Origin of the sequence: Lactococcus sp. S64 (assembly GCF_016516525.1) — a bacterium.
Classification (GTDB): domain Bacteria; phylum Bacillota; class Bacilli; order Lactobacillales; family Streptococcaceae; genus Lactococcus; species Lactococcus lactis.
Genome location: NZ_JACVUQ010000002.1, coordinates 21,135 through 36,027, shown reverse-complemented (window position 1 = coordinate 36,027; position 14,893 = coordinate 21,135). Strand labels below are relative to the sequence as shown.

The window sequence follows — 14,893 nt, the reverse complement described above, 5'->3', positions numbered from 1 at the left end:
TTAGTTTAAATTACTGACAGAATCATTCTTTTTTCGATAACTGATAAAGATGATGAAATAAAGAATTGCTGTGAAGACAGTCACACCAATTGGATTAGTAAATAAAATACCAATCAGAATGAGAAAGAGAGCAATCAGTGCTAAGAGACTCATTGTTCTACCGGATAATGATTTTGTTTTAAGAGAGAGACCAAAACCAGCGAGACTAATTAAAATCCAAACGGCTAAAACAGTGTAAGAAAGGGAACCAGCCAAGTAATTAAACAAACGATCACCGACAAAATAAGAAAGAACAACACCGATATAAAGTGTACCTGAACAGAAAATGACTGCTCTTTGAGGAACGTGATGTTTATTTAAATGAGCCATTCTTTGAGCCATTTTACCTTGACGATTTTTTAAACGGAAATACAAAAGGCGAGATGAAGCATAGATTCCAGAATTAATTGATGAGAAGAGGGCAAGAATGATAATCAAGTTGACAATATCGCCAGCAAAAGGAATATGCATTTTATTAAAGACCATCACAAAAGGGCTCATTGAAGAAGTAGCCAACGTTTGCCAATTATAAATTACAAGAAGTAAGAACATCGGAATAATATAAAATGAAATAATTCGACCGATTACACCGCGGATGGCTTTAGGAATGGCTCTTTTAGGATCTTCTGTTTCACTAACTGTAATAGCAATTAATTCAGAACCACCATATGAATAGATAACAATTAGTAAAGAATTAATGACCCCTTTAAAGCCATGAGGAGCAAAGCCACCATGAGCGGTCATTCCAGAGAAAGTAGTCACTAGATTAGTATCAAAAATTTGTTTTGCCACAAGAAAAACACCAAAAATAATCAACAAAATAACAACACTAATTTTAATAAATGCCAACCAGTATTCTGTCTCAGCAAAGAGAGCAACTGAGAATAAGTTAATAAGGGAAGTTAAAAGGGCAATAATCAAGACAAAAACCCAAGTGGGAACATTAGCAAACCAGAGTTGCAAAAAACTTGCAGCAGCAACAGCCTCAGCAATGATATTAATCATCCACATTGACCAATAAACCCAGTCCGTAAAATCAGCCGTATGATTACCCAGATAAGGCTGAACAAGTCCGGACAAGCCGTGTGGATCTTTTGAACTTAGAACAAGCTTTTCTAAACTCTTCATTACAAAATAAAGAACGATTCCTCCGATAAAATAAGCGATTAAGACAGAGGGACCAGCGGCAGCAATGGCTGATGAGCTTCCTTTGAAAAGACCAGCACCAATTGCTCCACCAAGAGCAATCATAGTAATATGGCGTGCGGCCATTTTTTTCTTTAAGGATTGATTAGTTTCCAACGATAATTCCTAGCTTTCTAAATCAATAAGCAGAGACGTCTCTCTTTTATTGACTAATAAATTGATAATAAAACATTAAAAAAGACGTCCTGAGGACGTCTCTTCGTCCTCGTTAATGACAAACGTCAAAGAGGACTCACACATTTAGCTTAAATTAGCTAGTGTGAGCCCTCCTTCAACAACAAGTTAAGAGAAGCTTGTAAATAAGTCATTTATTGGACCTCGTTTTTTTAATTATTCTAAGTGTAATCAAAAGATTTAGATTTGTCAAACATTTTTATGAATAATCTAAAAATATTAGTAAATGTTTAATTCTCAATCTGACTTTAGTGAGCATTATTGAACCTGACTGATACAGTGTGCTATAATTAAACAATGAATAAAGAAATTAAACTCATTGCCCTAGATTTGGATGGGACCTTACTCAACTCTTCAAAAGAAATTTCAAAAGAAAATCGTCTGGCTATTAATGCAGCAAGACAAAAAGGGGTCCATGTTGTTTTAACAACGGGGCGTCCTTTGATTGCAATTCAACCCTTTCTCAAAACCTTAGAAATGCTTGATTTTGAAGATTTTTCAATTACCTTTAATGGTGGTCTGGTCCAAAGAAATACGGGTCAAATCTTATCTAAAAAAAGTTTTTCACATGATGAAATTTTAGAAATTAAAGAATTGACTTCAAATCTTGGCATTCCTTGCGATGTTTTGAGTGAAGAAAAAGTTTATATGACGAAAAGTAAAATTGACTCGCAATATGACACTTTAAATAAGCTTTTAACTTTTATCAAAGTTGATTTTGATCAAGTTCCACTTGATGTGGTTTATAATAAGATTGTTTCTTGTACAGAAAAAGAATTGTTGGACGCTAGTCTTGATAAAATTCCTGAATCTTATTTTGACCAATTTGAGATTTTTAAAACTCAAGCGAAGCTTTTAGAATTTATGCCAAAAGGAATTAATAAAGCTTATGGTTTGACACAATTGATTAATCAGTTAAACTTAAAACCAGAAAATGTAATGGCCATGGGAGATGAAGCAAACGATTTATCAATGATTTCTTGGGCAGGATATGGTGTTGCTATGGCAAATGCTGTCCCAGCAGTTAAAGAAGAAGCAAGAATTATTTCTGATTTAACTAATGACCAACACGCTGTTGCTCATATTATTGAAAAATATGTACTCTAAGGACTAATAATGAAAGATGAAGTTCAACTAAAAAAGTATTTGCCGAGTTTAATTTTTGCGATTATTTTACCAGTTATTGCCTATTTGTTTTTAAAAATGCTTGGGAATTCAGACACTTTAGCTTTAGGAATTGCAACAGCCTTTCCAGTTGTTCATATGCTCTGGTCTTTAATTAGAAAAAAAGAGTTAAATCCTGTTTCTTTAGTGGCAATTATTGGTTTTTTAATTTCACTCTTAGCTGTTTATCTGACGCATGGAAATAATCTTGCTTTCAAGCTCTGGCACCCGATTTTAACGGCTGCTATTGGAACGATTTTTTTACTGTCAGTCCTTCTAAATCGACCGCTTTTAGAGCTTGCTAGCGAGGGTGAAAATCACAGAAAAATGTTAATAATGACTCTTTTTATGGGCTTGGTTTTTATTTTTCATGCTTTGTCAGTCATTTTATTAGCCTTTTTTGTAGAGACCACGGCTTTCGTTTTGCTTTCAAAGGTAATCGATTTTTCAGCCGTTGGTGTCCTTGTTTTAGGGCTTGCATTTTTAAGAAAAAAATTAAATTAAAATCTTTCATTATATGAATGAACTTTATCATCAAAAGGAGAAAAAATGGGACTTTTTGACCGACTCTTCGGAAAGAAGAAACAAGAGGAAACTAATCATGATGTGCCTGTCAGTGAAAATCAATCTAGTGAAATCACTGAAGCAGTCAAGAATGAAACTGCTAAACGGCCTGAGGTAACTGAAGAGCCAGCAAAAGTAGAAAAAGTTACTGACGAGTCTGTCAGTAAAATGATCGATGTTGAGCCAAAAATTACGGATGAACCTGTCAGTGAAAATGAACCTATTATTTCTGAAAAGGTTGAAGTAGAAGTTACTGACGAAAAAATTGTTAAACCAGAAAATGATGAAAAATTAGAAAAAATTACTGACGAAAAAGTAATCTCTGAAACTACAGAAGTGACTGAGAAAAAAGTTACTGACGAAGATGAGGAAGAAGAGATTGTCATTGATATTGATGCTCTGGCTAATATTTTCACTCAATCACGTGAGGAAACTGAGAAAAAATATGAACAGTCATTAACTTTAACTCGTAAGACTTTTTCTGACGGCTTTAATGAACTTTTTGCTAACTTCCGGACAGTTGATGAAGAATTCTTTGAAGAACTTGAAGAAACTTTAATTATGTCAGATGTCGGTGTGGATTTGGCAATGGAAGTGACTGAAGAACTGCGCAAGGAAGCAAAATTAGTTAATGCTAAATCAACAGATGACTTGCGTCAATTGATTATTGAAAAAATTGTTGATAAGTTTGACGGTGAAAAATTACCGACAAAATTGGATATCCAAACGGATGGATTAAGTGTTTTCCTTTTTGTTGGGGTAAATGGTGTTGGTAAAACAACGACCATTGGTAAATTAGCTGCTCGTTATAAAAATGAAGGCAAAAAAGTACTCTTAGCAGCTGCGGATACTTTCCGGGCAGGTGCTATTGACCAATTAGTTGAATGGGGAAATCGTTCAGGCGTTGAAGTAGTCACAAAACCAGCTGGTTCAGATCCAGCGGCAGTCGTTTTTGACGCTCTCGCAAAAGCTAAAGCTGAAAATTATGATATTTTACTTGTGGATACTGCAGGACGTTTGCAAAATAAAGATAATTTGATGAAAGAGCTGGAAAAAATTGGTAAAGTGATTAAACGAGAAATTCCAGATGCTCCGCATGAAACGATTTTGGCACTTGATGCAACAACAGGCCAAAATGCCATTCAACAAGCCAAAGAATTTTCAGCAGTTACTCCAATTACAGGAATTGCTCTGACTAAACTTGACGGTTCGGCAAAAGGTGGGATTGTCTTGTCAATCGTTCAAAGTCTTAAAATTCCAGTTAAATTGATTGGTTTAGGTGAAAAGCTTAATGATTTACAAGATTTTGATGAAGAATTTTTCGTCAGAGGGCTTTTCAAAGAGCTTTTATAAAATATAAAATAAGAAGTAAAAAAAGTTTTGTTCAGTTTGGGCAATGCTTTTTTACTTGTCAACGGTTCCATTAAAATAAAGCCGATGAGCGTTTGAAAAAATTGAGAATTTAATGTAAAATAGAATTACATAAAATAGAACTGCTATGTTCTGTAGGAATTAAAGAAAGGCTCTTCATGTCGTATTCAAATTTGAAGTTGTTTTCGCTCTCTTCTAACCACGAATTAGCCCAAAAAGTGGCTAAAGAAATTGGAATTGAGCTTGGAAAAGTAAGTGTTGGTGCACATTCGGATGGCGAAACTGTCGTTCATATTGACGAATCAGTTCGTGGTGATCATGTGTTTATCCTTCAATCAACAAGTGACCCTGTCAATGATAACTTGATGGAACTCTTGATTATGATGGATGCATTGCGTCGTGCCTCTGCTGCATCAATTAACATTGTCTTACCTTACTATGGTTATGCTCGTCAAGATCGTAAAGCTCGTGCTCGTGAACCAATCACATCAAAACTCGTAGCAAACATGCTTCAAATTGCTGGTGCCGACCGTTTAATTACTTTCGACCTTCACGCACCACAAATTCAAGGATTCTTCAACATTCCAGTTGACCACCTTATGGGTTCACCATTGATTGCTGAATATTTCCGTCGTCAATTGGTTTCTGCTGGTGATGATATCGTTGTCGTTTCGCCTGACCATGGTGGAGTAGGACGTGCGCGCAAGTTAGCAAACTTCTTGAAAGCACCACTTGCTATCATTGATAAACGTCGTCCTCGTGCCAATGTGGCAGAAATTATGAATATCATCGGTGATGTTCAAGGGAAAAAATGTATCTTGATTGATGACATGATTGATACGGCTGGAACAATTACTTTAGCGGCCAATGCCCTTAAAGAACTTGGTGCAACAGAAGTCTACGCTTCATGTACTCATGCCGTACTTTCAGGACCAGCTATCGAGAGAATTAATAATTCAGCAATTACTAAACTCGTTGTTTTGGATACTATTGAAATGCCAGAAGAACGTCAAAGTGAAAAAATTGTTCAACTTTCAATTGCTCACTTGCTTGCTGATGCGATTATTCGTATTCACGAACGCCGTCCATTGTCACCACTCTTTGAATTACATCTTCCTTCAGAACAAATCTAAACTAGTAATTGTTGAAATTCAAAGTGGATTTAGGATAAGACTTCAAGCGACCAGAGGTCGCTTTTTTAAAAAATGGAACTAGAAAAAATTAGAAAACTTTACGAGAAAGTTGACCCCAGTCAACTGACAGAGCGAGAAAAGTTACTGACAGAATTGATTTTTACTGACAGAAAATTGAAGACTGATAAACTTCCTAATGGCCGCTATCGTATTTTACAATTTTCAGGAAATAATTTTGAAGAATTGGAAAATACTTTAAAGCTACTTTTACCTGATTTTGTAAAAAGCATTGGGGAAGAAAAAATTGTGATAGAAGCATTTTCAACTGATAGTCCCACAAACTCAGAACTTTTTGATATTTTTCAAACGCTTTCGCAAGATATGGGTGAAGAGGTGACGGCTTATGTTGGCCGTTTTGTCGAGAAAAATAAACTCTCTGAAGCATACTCTGAAGAATACAAAATTTTTGAAAGTCAGCAAACTTTTAGTGAATACATTTTATCAGAAAGTCTAAATCTATCAGAAAATAGAATTTTACAAGAAATCCGTAAAGATTTATTAGAAAATCCTGAAGACCAAAAACTAGTTGAAGCAATGTATAAAGCAAGTAGCAATCAAACGAAAGCAGCAAAAATACTTTATGTTCATCGAAATACGCTGATTAATAAAATCAAAAAATATGAGCAAAAATATGGCTTACAGCTTTCGGGAAGTGACCTAACTCTCGCTTATAATTTATTATAAAAGACAATTTACATTAGCAATATTATGAGAAAGGAACTGAGTTTAATAAAATTGAACTCAAATCTTTAATATGGAATACAATCATCAAGAAATAGAAGCCAAATGGCAAAAATACTGGGCGGATAACAAAACTTTCCGTACAGGAACAGATAAAAATAAACCAAAATTTTATGCTCTAGACATGTTCCCTTATCCATCTGGTGCAGGACTTCACGTTGGACACCCAGAAGGTTATACTGCAACTGATATCTTGAGCCGTTACAAACGCGCTCAAGGGTTCAATGTTCTTCATCCAATGGGCTGGGATGCCTTTGGTTTACCTGCTGAACAATATGCAATGGATACAGGAAATGACCCAGCAGAATTTACAGCTGAAAATATTGCTAACTTTAAACGTCAAATCAATAGCTTAGGTTTTAGTTATGACTGGGAACGTGAAGTTAATACAACTGACCCAAATTTTTATAAATGGACACAGTGGATTTTTACTAAACTTTATGAAAAAGGGTTAGCTTATGAAGCAGAAGTAGCTGTTAACTGGGTTGAAGAACTTGGAACGGCTATTGCCAATGAAGAAGTGCTTCCAGACGGAACTTCTGAACGCGGGGGTTATCCTGTTGTTCGTAAACCAATGCGCCAATGGATGCTTAAAATTACAGCTTATGCGGAACGTTTACTTGAAGACCTTGAAGAAGTCGATTGGCCTGAATCAATCAAAGAAATGCAACGGAATTGGATTGGGAAATCAGTAGGAGCAGATGTGACTTTTGAAGTTGCAGGAACCGACAAATCATTTGAAGTCTTTACGACTCGTCCTGATACCCTTTTTGGGGCAACTTATGCTGTGCTTGCACCTGAACATGATTTAGTTGATGCTATTACGACACCTGAGCAAAAAGAAGCTGTTGCTGAATACCGTCGCAAAGCGAGCTTGAAATCTGATTTAGCCCGTACAGACCTTTCTAAAGAAAAAACTGGAGCATTTACCGGAGCTTACGCGATTAACCCAATTAATGGCCGTAAAATGCCAATTTGGGTTGCAGATTATGTTCTTGCTTCTTATGGACATGGTGCTGTTATGGCAGTTCCTGCTCACGACGAACGTGACTGGGAATTTGCTAAGGTCTATGGACTTGAAATTTTGCCTGTTGTTGAAGGTGGAAATGTAGAAGAAGCTGTTTATACAGAAGATGGCCCTCATATTAATTCAGAATTTTTGAATGGACTTGACAAGGCACAAGCGATTGAAAAAGCCATTGAATTTTTAGAAGAAAAGAAAATTGGGAAAAAGAAAATCACTTACCGCTTGCGTGACTGGCTCTTTAGTCGTCAACGTTATTGGGGTGAACCAATTCCAATTATTCATTGGGAAGATGGGACATCAACAGCGCTCTCAGAAGATGAACTTCCTCTTGTTTTACCAGTAACCTCTGATATCAAACCGTCAGGAACTGGTGAGTCTCCTTTGGCTAACTTGACAGATTGGTTGGAAGTCACACGCGCAGATGGCCTAAAAGGTCGCCGTGAAACTAATACAATGCCACAATGGGCAGGTTCAAGTTGGTATTACCTTCGCTATATTGACCCAAATAATAGCGAAGCTTTGGCAGACCCAGAACTTCTCAAAGAATGGTTGCCAGTTGATATCTATGTGGGAGGGGCTGAACATGCTGTTCTTCACTTACTTTACGCTCGTTTCTGGCATAAAGTGCTTTATGATTTAGGAGTTGTTCCAACTAAAGAACCTTTCCAAAAACTCTTTAACCAAGGAATGATTCTCGGAACCTCTTATCGTGATCATCGTGGGGCCTTGGTTGCAACTGATAAGGTTGAAAAACGTGATGGTGGCTTTTACCATATGGAAACAGGTGAAGCCCTTGAACAAGCTCCAGCTAAAATGTCTAAATCTCTTAAAAATGTTGTTAATCCTGATGATGTTGTTGAACATTATGGAGCTGATACTTTACGTGTTTATGAAATGTTCATGGGTCCACTTGATGCAAGTATTCCATGGTCAGAAGAAGGCCTTGAAGGGGCTCGTAAATTCCTAGACCGAGCTGTTCGAATGATTGAAAATTCAGAGATTAAAGCTGAAAATAATGGAGAATTGGACAAAGTTTACAATGAAACAGTGAAAAATGTTACTGAGCGTTTGGACTTGATGTACTTTAACACTGCAATTTCCCAATTAATGATTTTTGTTAATGCAGTTAATAAAGCAAAAGCTTTACCGTTAGAATACGCTAATGGCTTTGTCCAACTTTTGGCGCCATTTGCACCACATATTGCTGAAGAACTTTGGGTAAAATTAGGTAATGAAGCTGGAATTTCTTATGTTGCTTGGCCAACATTTGACGAAAGCAAATTAATTGAATCAGAAGTTGAAATTGTTGTTCAAATTAATGGTAAATTAAAAGCAAAAATTAAAATTGCTAAAGATTTAGCGCGTGAAGAACTTGAAAAAATTGGTCGTGAATCAGTTGCTGAGGCTCTTGAAGGTAAAAACGTGGTCAAAGTAATTGCTGTTCCAAATAAATTAGTTAATATTGTTGTAAAATAAAGATGACAATCTGAACATTTATCAGTTAAATCTTATAATAATTAGCTGTCAGTAAAAAAAACGAGAGCTAAAGAATAAAAAGTAAAATAAGCTGGTTGACAATTTGTCGACTGGCTTATTTTATTTTGGAAGTCACAGAAGAGTTTAGAGTTGACCCTCAAAATTCTGTCAGTAATTTATTTATTAAATAAAAATCGATACTGATGAGTTCGCTCAGGATAACAAATAAATAATCAACAACATAAGAAAGGTTGGGTCAGTAAAAATGATTGATTTCTTGCCCGAACAAGTTCGAACGCTCAATGAACTAGAAACTGCGACATTTAATTTCATCTTATCTAATTTATCAAGTATTGATAAAATGTCAGTCAGACAGCTTGCACAAGCTGTCCATGTTTCCACAGCAACAGTTATGCGCATGACCAGAAAACTTGGTTTTGAGGGCTGGGTAGAACTAAAATATTATCTTAAAAACCAAAATCAACTGACAGAAATTCCAGTTAATTACTATGAAAATTTATTGCAACTCGACCTATTTTTACGAAAAATAACCTCTAAGGAAGCGGGAAGAAAATTAGAAGAAGCTGTCAAATTAATTCGAGAAGCTCGTTATATTATTTTTATTGGAGTAGGTTCTTCAGGAGCTTTAGCTGAATATGGTGCCCGCTATTTTACAAATATTGGCTTAGAATCTTATGCCATTTCTGATCCCTATCAGGCCGTTAAGGGCAAAGGTGCACCAGACGTTTTAAGCGTTGTCTTATCCGCTTCGGGTGAAACAGATAAGATTATTGAACGAGTTGTCAAGCTAAGAGAGGAAGCGCCAGCAAAGATTATTTCAATTACAAATCATCCAGAAACGACCTTATCCAAACTTTCAAATATAAATTTAACTTATGGATTCCAAACGGAATATTCCGCCTATGACCCACTTGAAAATTTGACTTCTCAGCTCCCAGTCATTGCTTTTATTGAAATACTAGCTCATCAGGCAATGGAAAAAGCTGATAAATGTAACTAATCCTGTAACAGGTAACAAAGATAGAAAAGCCCCTTGCAAAAAAAATTGTAAGGGGTATTATTGTATTGTAAGCGGTTTAATTAAAAGAGTATAGTCTTCAAAGTATCTGAACTGTCTTAACAAATTGAGTTCGACCTTCTTGAAATAAGTGAAAATGCGATTCGCCTTGCGACTTTGCCTTTTTATCACTTGCTTTAGCAAGTAGAGAAAACGGACAGCGTAGCTGATGAAATCAGCAAAGATAGTCGCTTAGAGCGAATGGATTGTGTAGCAGCTTGCTGCGTAGATAGATAAAATACGTTGAGCATTCCAGCTAAGTGCTAAAGCACTTGTTGGTGGGGCAAAACATCAGCACAAAAGACAATTTCCTCATTTCAGAACCGTCGGACTCACATCTTAAAGGAGGTTTATTTATGAACGGCTTCATAAATAATAAAGTCTTACCGCCAATTATGAAATTCGTGAATACACGAGCGATGACTGCTTTGAAAAATGGAATGCTTTTTGCCATGCCATTTATCATTGTTGGGTCAATTTTCTTAATTCTGGCGAATATTCCAATTCCACCTGTGGCAAAATGGTTATCAGACAATGGCTGGTCAGCAATTTTTACCCAAGCATTTAACGTATCATTCGGTATTTTAGCGATTTGGGCAGCAGTCGGTATTGGCTATTCTTATGTCAAAGAAGCTGGATTTGGTGATGTTGCTTTACAAGGAGGATTAACTTCTCTCTCTGCATTTTTCATTGTTCAATCTCTAAGTATTGCAAATCCAATCACAGCGGCACTAGCTACTGGGAAAGAAGCCTCAGGCATTGGGAATCTCACAGGAACACAAGCAACGGCTGCTTTTGAAAAGCTTCCTCATGCCATGCAAGTCTTTCTAAATAATCCAGTGACAGGAGTGCTCAATTTAACTTGGAACGGTGGTCAAGGAATGATTGCGGCCATTATTATTGGTATTCTATCAGGCTGGGCTTATTCAGCAATGATGAAAGCAGGCTGGAAGATTACACTTCCTGAACAAGTCCCATCAAATGTTGCTAATCAATTCACTTCAATGATTCCAACAGGAGTAATTGTCGTCGCTGCTACGGTTGTCTATGCTTTATTTGATAAGATTGGTCATACCGATGCAGTAACCTTTATTTATCATTGGTTATCTGTCCCTCTACAAGGTTTAGGCGGCTCATTTGGTGGAATTATTATTATCTCACTCTTAGTTCCATTCTTCTGGTTCTTTGGGGTTCATGGTGGAATTATCATGGGAGCAATTACCTCTGCCTTTCTGATTCCAAATACCTTTGCCAATGCATCCCTTTATCAATCTCACAAATTGAGTTTAGCTAATGGTGCTCATATTGTGACCAATGAATTCTATAATAACTTTATTAATCTTTCGGGGTCAGGAATTACTTTTGGATTAATTATCTTTACGATTTTCTTTGCTCGTTCAGAACAGATGAAGTCAATTGGTAAAGTAGAGTTAGTCCCAGGTTTATTTAATATCAATGAACCTTTCTTATTTGGATTGCCACTTGTTTTAAATCCAGTCCTTGCTCTGCCATTCTTTCTTGTTCCAGTAGTCGTTTCGGCTACGGTTTACGGAGCGATTTATTTTCACATTGTTCCGCCAATGAATGGTGTTGCCGCGCCTTGGACCACTCCACCAATTATTTCTGGCTTTTTAATCGGAGGCTGGCAATATGCAGTGCTGCAAGTTATTGCGCTTTTAGAATCAATTTTGATTTATCTTCCATTTGCTAAAAAATATGACAAAATGTTGTTAGAACAAGAAGCAAATGCTGAAGTTGAAGAAGTTATTGCTTAGTAATTGAATAAGGAGATTAGAAACTCCGGAGAAACTTTTTCTTCGGGATTTCTTTTTATAAAATTAAAGATAAAAGGGGACAAAATGGAAAATAAAATGCCAAAAGATTTTTTCTGGGGGAATTCAACTTCGTCAATGCAAACCGAAGGCGGCTGGAATGAAGGAGGAAAAGGGCCCTCTGTCTATGATGTGAATACCGCTGGACGTTCTGCCAAAGATTGGCAAGTAACAAATGATAATTATCATCATTATTCCCAAGATCTAGATCTTATGAAAGAAATGAATATGAATATGTATCGTTTCCAAATTTCTTGGTCACGAATTGTTCCTGACGGCGATGGTGAATTTAATGAGGAAGGAATTGCCTTTTATAATCGTCTGATTGATGATTTGCTTGCTCGTGGAATTGAGCCTATGATATGTCTCTATCATTTCGATATGCCATTAAATCTGGCTGAAAAGTACAATGGTTTTTTGAGTCGAAAAGTGAAAGAAGCATTTGTAAGATTTGGGCAAGAAATGATGAAAAGATTTGCTGACAAAGTCAAATATTGGATTGTTTTTAATGAGCATAATCTTTATTTTGCTGACGGTTTTGAGCATTATTCGGGAGTTTTGAAAAAAGAGCTGACACTCTCTGATATGTATACTGTTTTTCATCACACCATGCTTGCTCATTGCGAATTAACCCAATTTTTGCATGAAAATTTTGAAGCAAAAATAGGAGGAATGTTGGCGACTACGGAAATATATCCCGCAACTTTTTCACCAAAAGATAATTTATATCTTAGAAAATTTGATGAATTTTATAATCGAAATCTCTGTGATGTTTATGCTTTTGGTCATTATTCGCATGAGGTTATGACCTATGTTAAAAATCAGAACATCCAAATGGATTTTCAAAAAGGAGATGAAGAAATTTTAAAAAATGGAATTTCTGACTTTATTTCTTTTTCTTATTATCGCTCAATTTTACTTGATGCAAGTCAGCTGACAGAAAATGATGCACCAAATTCTTATTTGACTAAAGGAATGAAATTAAATCCGTTGCTTGAACATAATCAATGGGATTGGTCCATTGACCCAGAAGGCTTTAGAAGAATTCTAAGTAGATTATATAATGAATTTGGATTGCCTGTTTTTCCTATTGAAAATGGCATTGGTCAGTCAGAAATCTGGGATGGGAAAACAAAAATTGCTGATGACTTGAGAATTTCTTATCATCAGAAACATCTTGAAGCCATGAAAAAGGCAATATTTACTGACGGGGTAGAAGTTATGGGTTATCTTGGTTGGGGATTGATTGATATTCCTGCTTCATCTGGTGCTATTGATAAACGTTACGGTGCTGTTTATGTGGATCCAAAAAGTCATAAACGTATTCCAAAAAAATCATTTCATTGGTTTAAAAATGTATTTGCTTCAAATGGTGATCATTTGGATTAGAATAATCAGTGATAAAAATGAAATAATGATAGAAAACTTATGATTTACTCATATCTCTTAATTAAACTGATAGCTAGGCTGTCAGTTTTTAAATTCATCATTAAAAAATTTTACTGACAGAATTTTTTTACTTATTGTCAGTATTTTTATCTGGCTGAAGAATAATCAGTTACTAGAAATCATAATTGGTCAGTGCTGACAGAATTTTTGTTACAATGAAAACATTGGAAAAAGCTTGAGAGGAAACAAAAATGTCTTTTTTTACAACAAATGATTTAGTAAAAATAAATTTTCATGATTATGGCAATCAGTTAAATCAACCTCTGATTCTAATTGGTGGCTATTCGTCCAGTGAAGTTACATGGTTTGCCCAAATAGAAATATTTGTAAATGCTGGTTATCGGGTGATTACTTATGATCATCGCTCACATGGAGATTCACAACAAGTTGATTATGGCTTGACTTTACACCGTTTGGCAATGGACCTAAAAGAATTAATTGACTATTTACAATTAAAAAATGTTGTCTTAATTGGCCATTCGATGGGTGCGGCAACAATTATGGCTTATGAAGAATTATTTACTGACGAAAATGTATCAGCAATAATTACAGAAGATCAGGCCCCAACTTTCTTCAAATCGGCAGATTGGCTCAATGGTCAATATGGGAAAACACTGACAGAGCTGTCAGTATTTATTGATGATTTTCCAAAAACTCGGTTGACACAAAAAAAGTTGTCAGATAGTGTAAAACGAACACTGGGACATGGAATGAAACCTTTTGATTTCAAACGCTATCGTCCTTTACTGCAAAATGTTATTTTGCAAGATTGGCGTCCTGAGCTTGGGCAAGAAAAAAAACCACATTTATTTTTTGCCGGCGAGAAATCTCCGATTTTTCCAGCAATTCATGCTCAAGCAGCGCGTGAATTACAAAACAATCCAAATTCAGAAGTTCAAATTTTTGAAGGATGTGGGCATATCTTACATTTGGAAGAAATTGAGAAATTCAACCAAGCAGTCATTGTTTTTCTCAACAAAATAAAAAAAGACTGATGTGGTCAGTCTTTTTTGCTGACCGTCAGTAAAATTTAAACTAGTAAGAAAGGCAGTATTATAGTCTTAAAAGTATTAAATAAATTTTATTTTCATATCATTTTTTTCTCATAATAAAACTTGATAAAATAGAATTAAGAAATGGAAAGGAGCTAAACCATGAAAAATAATAACATGGAACTTGCCCAAGATTCAAAAACTGATGATCAGCAAAAACCAAAGCATTTTAAAATTGAAACAACCGTAATGAAATTAGTAGTAGATAGCTATCTCCATGGCGCTCAAACCTGTGAAGTTCAAAAAGGAAAAATTTTAGGCGTCAGTATTCATCAAGGAGCATGTGATAGTATTCACCTTTTTATTAACGACGACCATAAAGTCACAGTAGAAGTTAGTCAAGGCATTAGCCGAATTTCACTGATGCAAAAGAAAAATATTGAAGATATTGATTATATACTTCCTTTCATGAAATGTTTAGGTGTATCTGAGGGGCAAGTCTTAAAAAATTATTCAATTATTTAAAAAAGCCGTATACTGCGGTTTTTTATTTTAAAAATTACAGAAAGTAAATTTATAAACAGAAA

The 14,893-nt window shown here is 35.6% G+C and carries 12 protein-coding genes; 11 read left to right on the top strand and 1 reads right to left on the bottom strand.

From position 1 onward, the window contains the following. The gene (locus IAE51_RS02610) at positions 1-1,341 is read right to left on the bottom strand and encodes an amino acid permease (protein ID WP_003132560.1); all 1,341 of its coding nucleotides are present in this window, start codon (positions 1,339-1,341) and stop codon (positions 1-3) included. 375 nt (positions 1,342-1,716) lie between these two features. Between IAE51_RS02610 and IAE51_RS02605 the strand changes: the two genes are divergently transcribed. The 11 genes from IAE51_RS02605 to IAE51_RS02555 all read left to right on the top strand — a co-directional run bounded on the left by IAE51_RS02605 (position 1,717) and on the right by IAE51_RS02555 (position 14,831). After that, entirely contained in the window at positions 1,717-2,526 is an 810-nt protein-coding gene (locus tag IAE51_RS02605) for a Cof-type HAD-IIB family hydrolase (protein WP_011835534.1), read from the top strand. Between the two features lie 9 nt (positions 2,527-2,535). Beyond that, positions 2,536-3,087, top strand: coding sequence for a hypothetical protein (locus tag IAE51_RS02600; RefSeq protein WP_003132565.1), 552 nt, complete (start codon positions 2,536-2,538; stop codon positions 3,085-3,087). A 45-nt stretch (positions 3,088-3,132) separates the two neighbouring features. Further along, a complete protein-coding gene (ftsY, locus tag IAE51_RS02595) occupies positions 3,133-4,500 on the top strand; it encodes a signal recognition particle-docking protein FtsY (RefSeq protein WP_200094674.1) in 1,368 nt (455 codons plus the stop codon). Between the two features lie 176 nt (positions 4,501-4,676). Beyond that, positions 4,677-5,651 carry a ribose-phosphate diphosphokinase gene (locus IAE51_RS02590; RefSeq protein WP_011835531.1) on the top strand — a complete coding sequence of 325 codons (975 nt, stop codon included), beginning with the start codon at positions 4,677-4,679 and terminating at the stop codon, positions 5,649-5,651. Positions 5,652-5,723: 72 nt separating this feature from the next. Continuing rightward, a complete protein-coding gene (locus IAE51_RS02585) occupies positions 5,724-6,395 on the top strand; it encodes a helix-turn-helix domain-containing protein (protein WP_023188835.1) in 672 nt (223 codons plus the stop codon). Between the two features lie 70 nt (positions 6,396-6,465). Then, positions 6,466-8,955 (top strand): leucine--tRNA ligase, encoded by a 2,490-nt coding sequence (leuS, locus tag IAE51_RS02580; protein WP_003132571.1) that lies wholly within the window; start codon positions 6,466-6,468, stop codon positions 8,953-8,955. A 265-nt stretch (positions 8,956-9,220) separates the two neighbouring features. Beyond that, a complete protein-coding gene (locus IAE51_RS02575; RefSeq protein ID WP_058218006.1) occupies positions 9,221-9,976 on the top strand; it encodes a MurR/RpiR family transcriptional regulator in 756 nt (251 codons plus the stop codon). A 413-nt stretch (positions 9,977-10,389) separates the two neighbouring features. Continuing rightward, complete coding sequence (locus IAE51_RS02570; protein ID WP_010905577.1) at positions 10,390-11,808, top strand: PTS sugar transporter subunit IIC; 1,419 nt, start codon at positions 10,390-10,392, stop codon at positions 11,806-11,808. Between the two features lie 84 nt (positions 11,809-11,892). After that, positions 11,893-13,254: a glycoside hydrolase family 1 protein gene (locus IAE51_RS02565; protein WP_012897484.1), complete on the top strand. Its 1,362-nt coding sequence runs from the start codon at positions 11,893-11,895 to the stop codon at positions 13,252-13,254. Between the two features lie 251 nt (positions 13,255-13,505). Beyond that, positions 13,506-14,309 (top strand): alpha/beta fold hydrolase, encoded by an 804-nt coding sequence (locus tag IAE51_RS02560; protein WP_129881521.1) that lies wholly within the window; start codon positions 13,506-13,508, stop codon positions 14,307-14,309. A gap of 159 nt (positions 14,310-14,468) precedes the next feature. Continuing rightward, positions 14,469-14,831, top strand: a complete 363-nt coding sequence (locus IAE51_RS02555) for a hypothetical protein (protein ID WP_003132576.1) — start codon at positions 14,469-14,471, stop codon at positions 14,829-14,831. Positions 14,832-14,893: the final 62 nt, after the last annotated feature.

Bases quoted from the DNA above. Each gene is read 5' to 3' on its own strand.
- IAE51_RS02605 (WP_011835534.1), top strand. From the start codon at position 1,717: ATGAATAAAGAAATTAAACTCATTGCCCTAGATTTGGATGGGACCTTA.
- IAE51_RS02600 (WP_003132565.1), top strand. From the start codon at position 2,536: ATGAAAGATGAAGTTCAACTAAAAAAGTATTTGCCGAGTTTAATTTTT.
- ftsY (WP_200094674.1), top strand. From the start codon at position 3,133: ATGGGACTTTTTGACCGACTCTTCGGAAAGAAGAAACAAGAGGAAACT.
- IAE51_RS02590 (WP_011835531.1), top strand. From the start codon at position 4,677: ATGTCGTATTCAAATTTGAAGTTGTTTTCGCTCTCTTCTAACCACGAA.
- IAE51_RS02585 (WP_023188835.1), top strand. From the start codon at position 5,724: ATGGAACTAGAAAAAATTAGAAAACTTTACGAGAAAGTTGACCCCAGT.
- leuS (WP_003132571.1), top strand. From the start codon at position 6,466: ATGGAATACAATCATCAAGAAATAGAAGCCAAATGGCAAAAATACTGG.
- IAE51_RS02575 (WP_058218006.1), top strand. From the start codon at position 9,221: ATGATTGATTTCTTGCCCGAACAAGTTCGAACGCTCAATGAACTAGAA.
- IAE51_RS02570 (WP_010905577.1), top strand. From the start codon at position 10,390: ATGAACGGCTTCATAAATAATAAAGTCTTACCGCCAATTATGAAATTC.
- IAE51_RS02565 (WP_012897484.1), top strand. From the start codon at position 11,893: ATGGAAAATAAAATGCCAAAAGATTTTTTCTGGGGGAATTCAACTTCG.
- IAE51_RS02560 (WP_129881521.1), top strand. From the start codon at position 13,506: ATGTCTTTTTTTACAACAAATGATTTAGTAAAAATAAATTTTCATGAT.
- IAE51_RS02555 (WP_003132576.1), top strand. From the start codon at position 14,469: ATGAAAAATAATAACATGGAACTTGCCCAAGATTCAAAAACTGATGAT.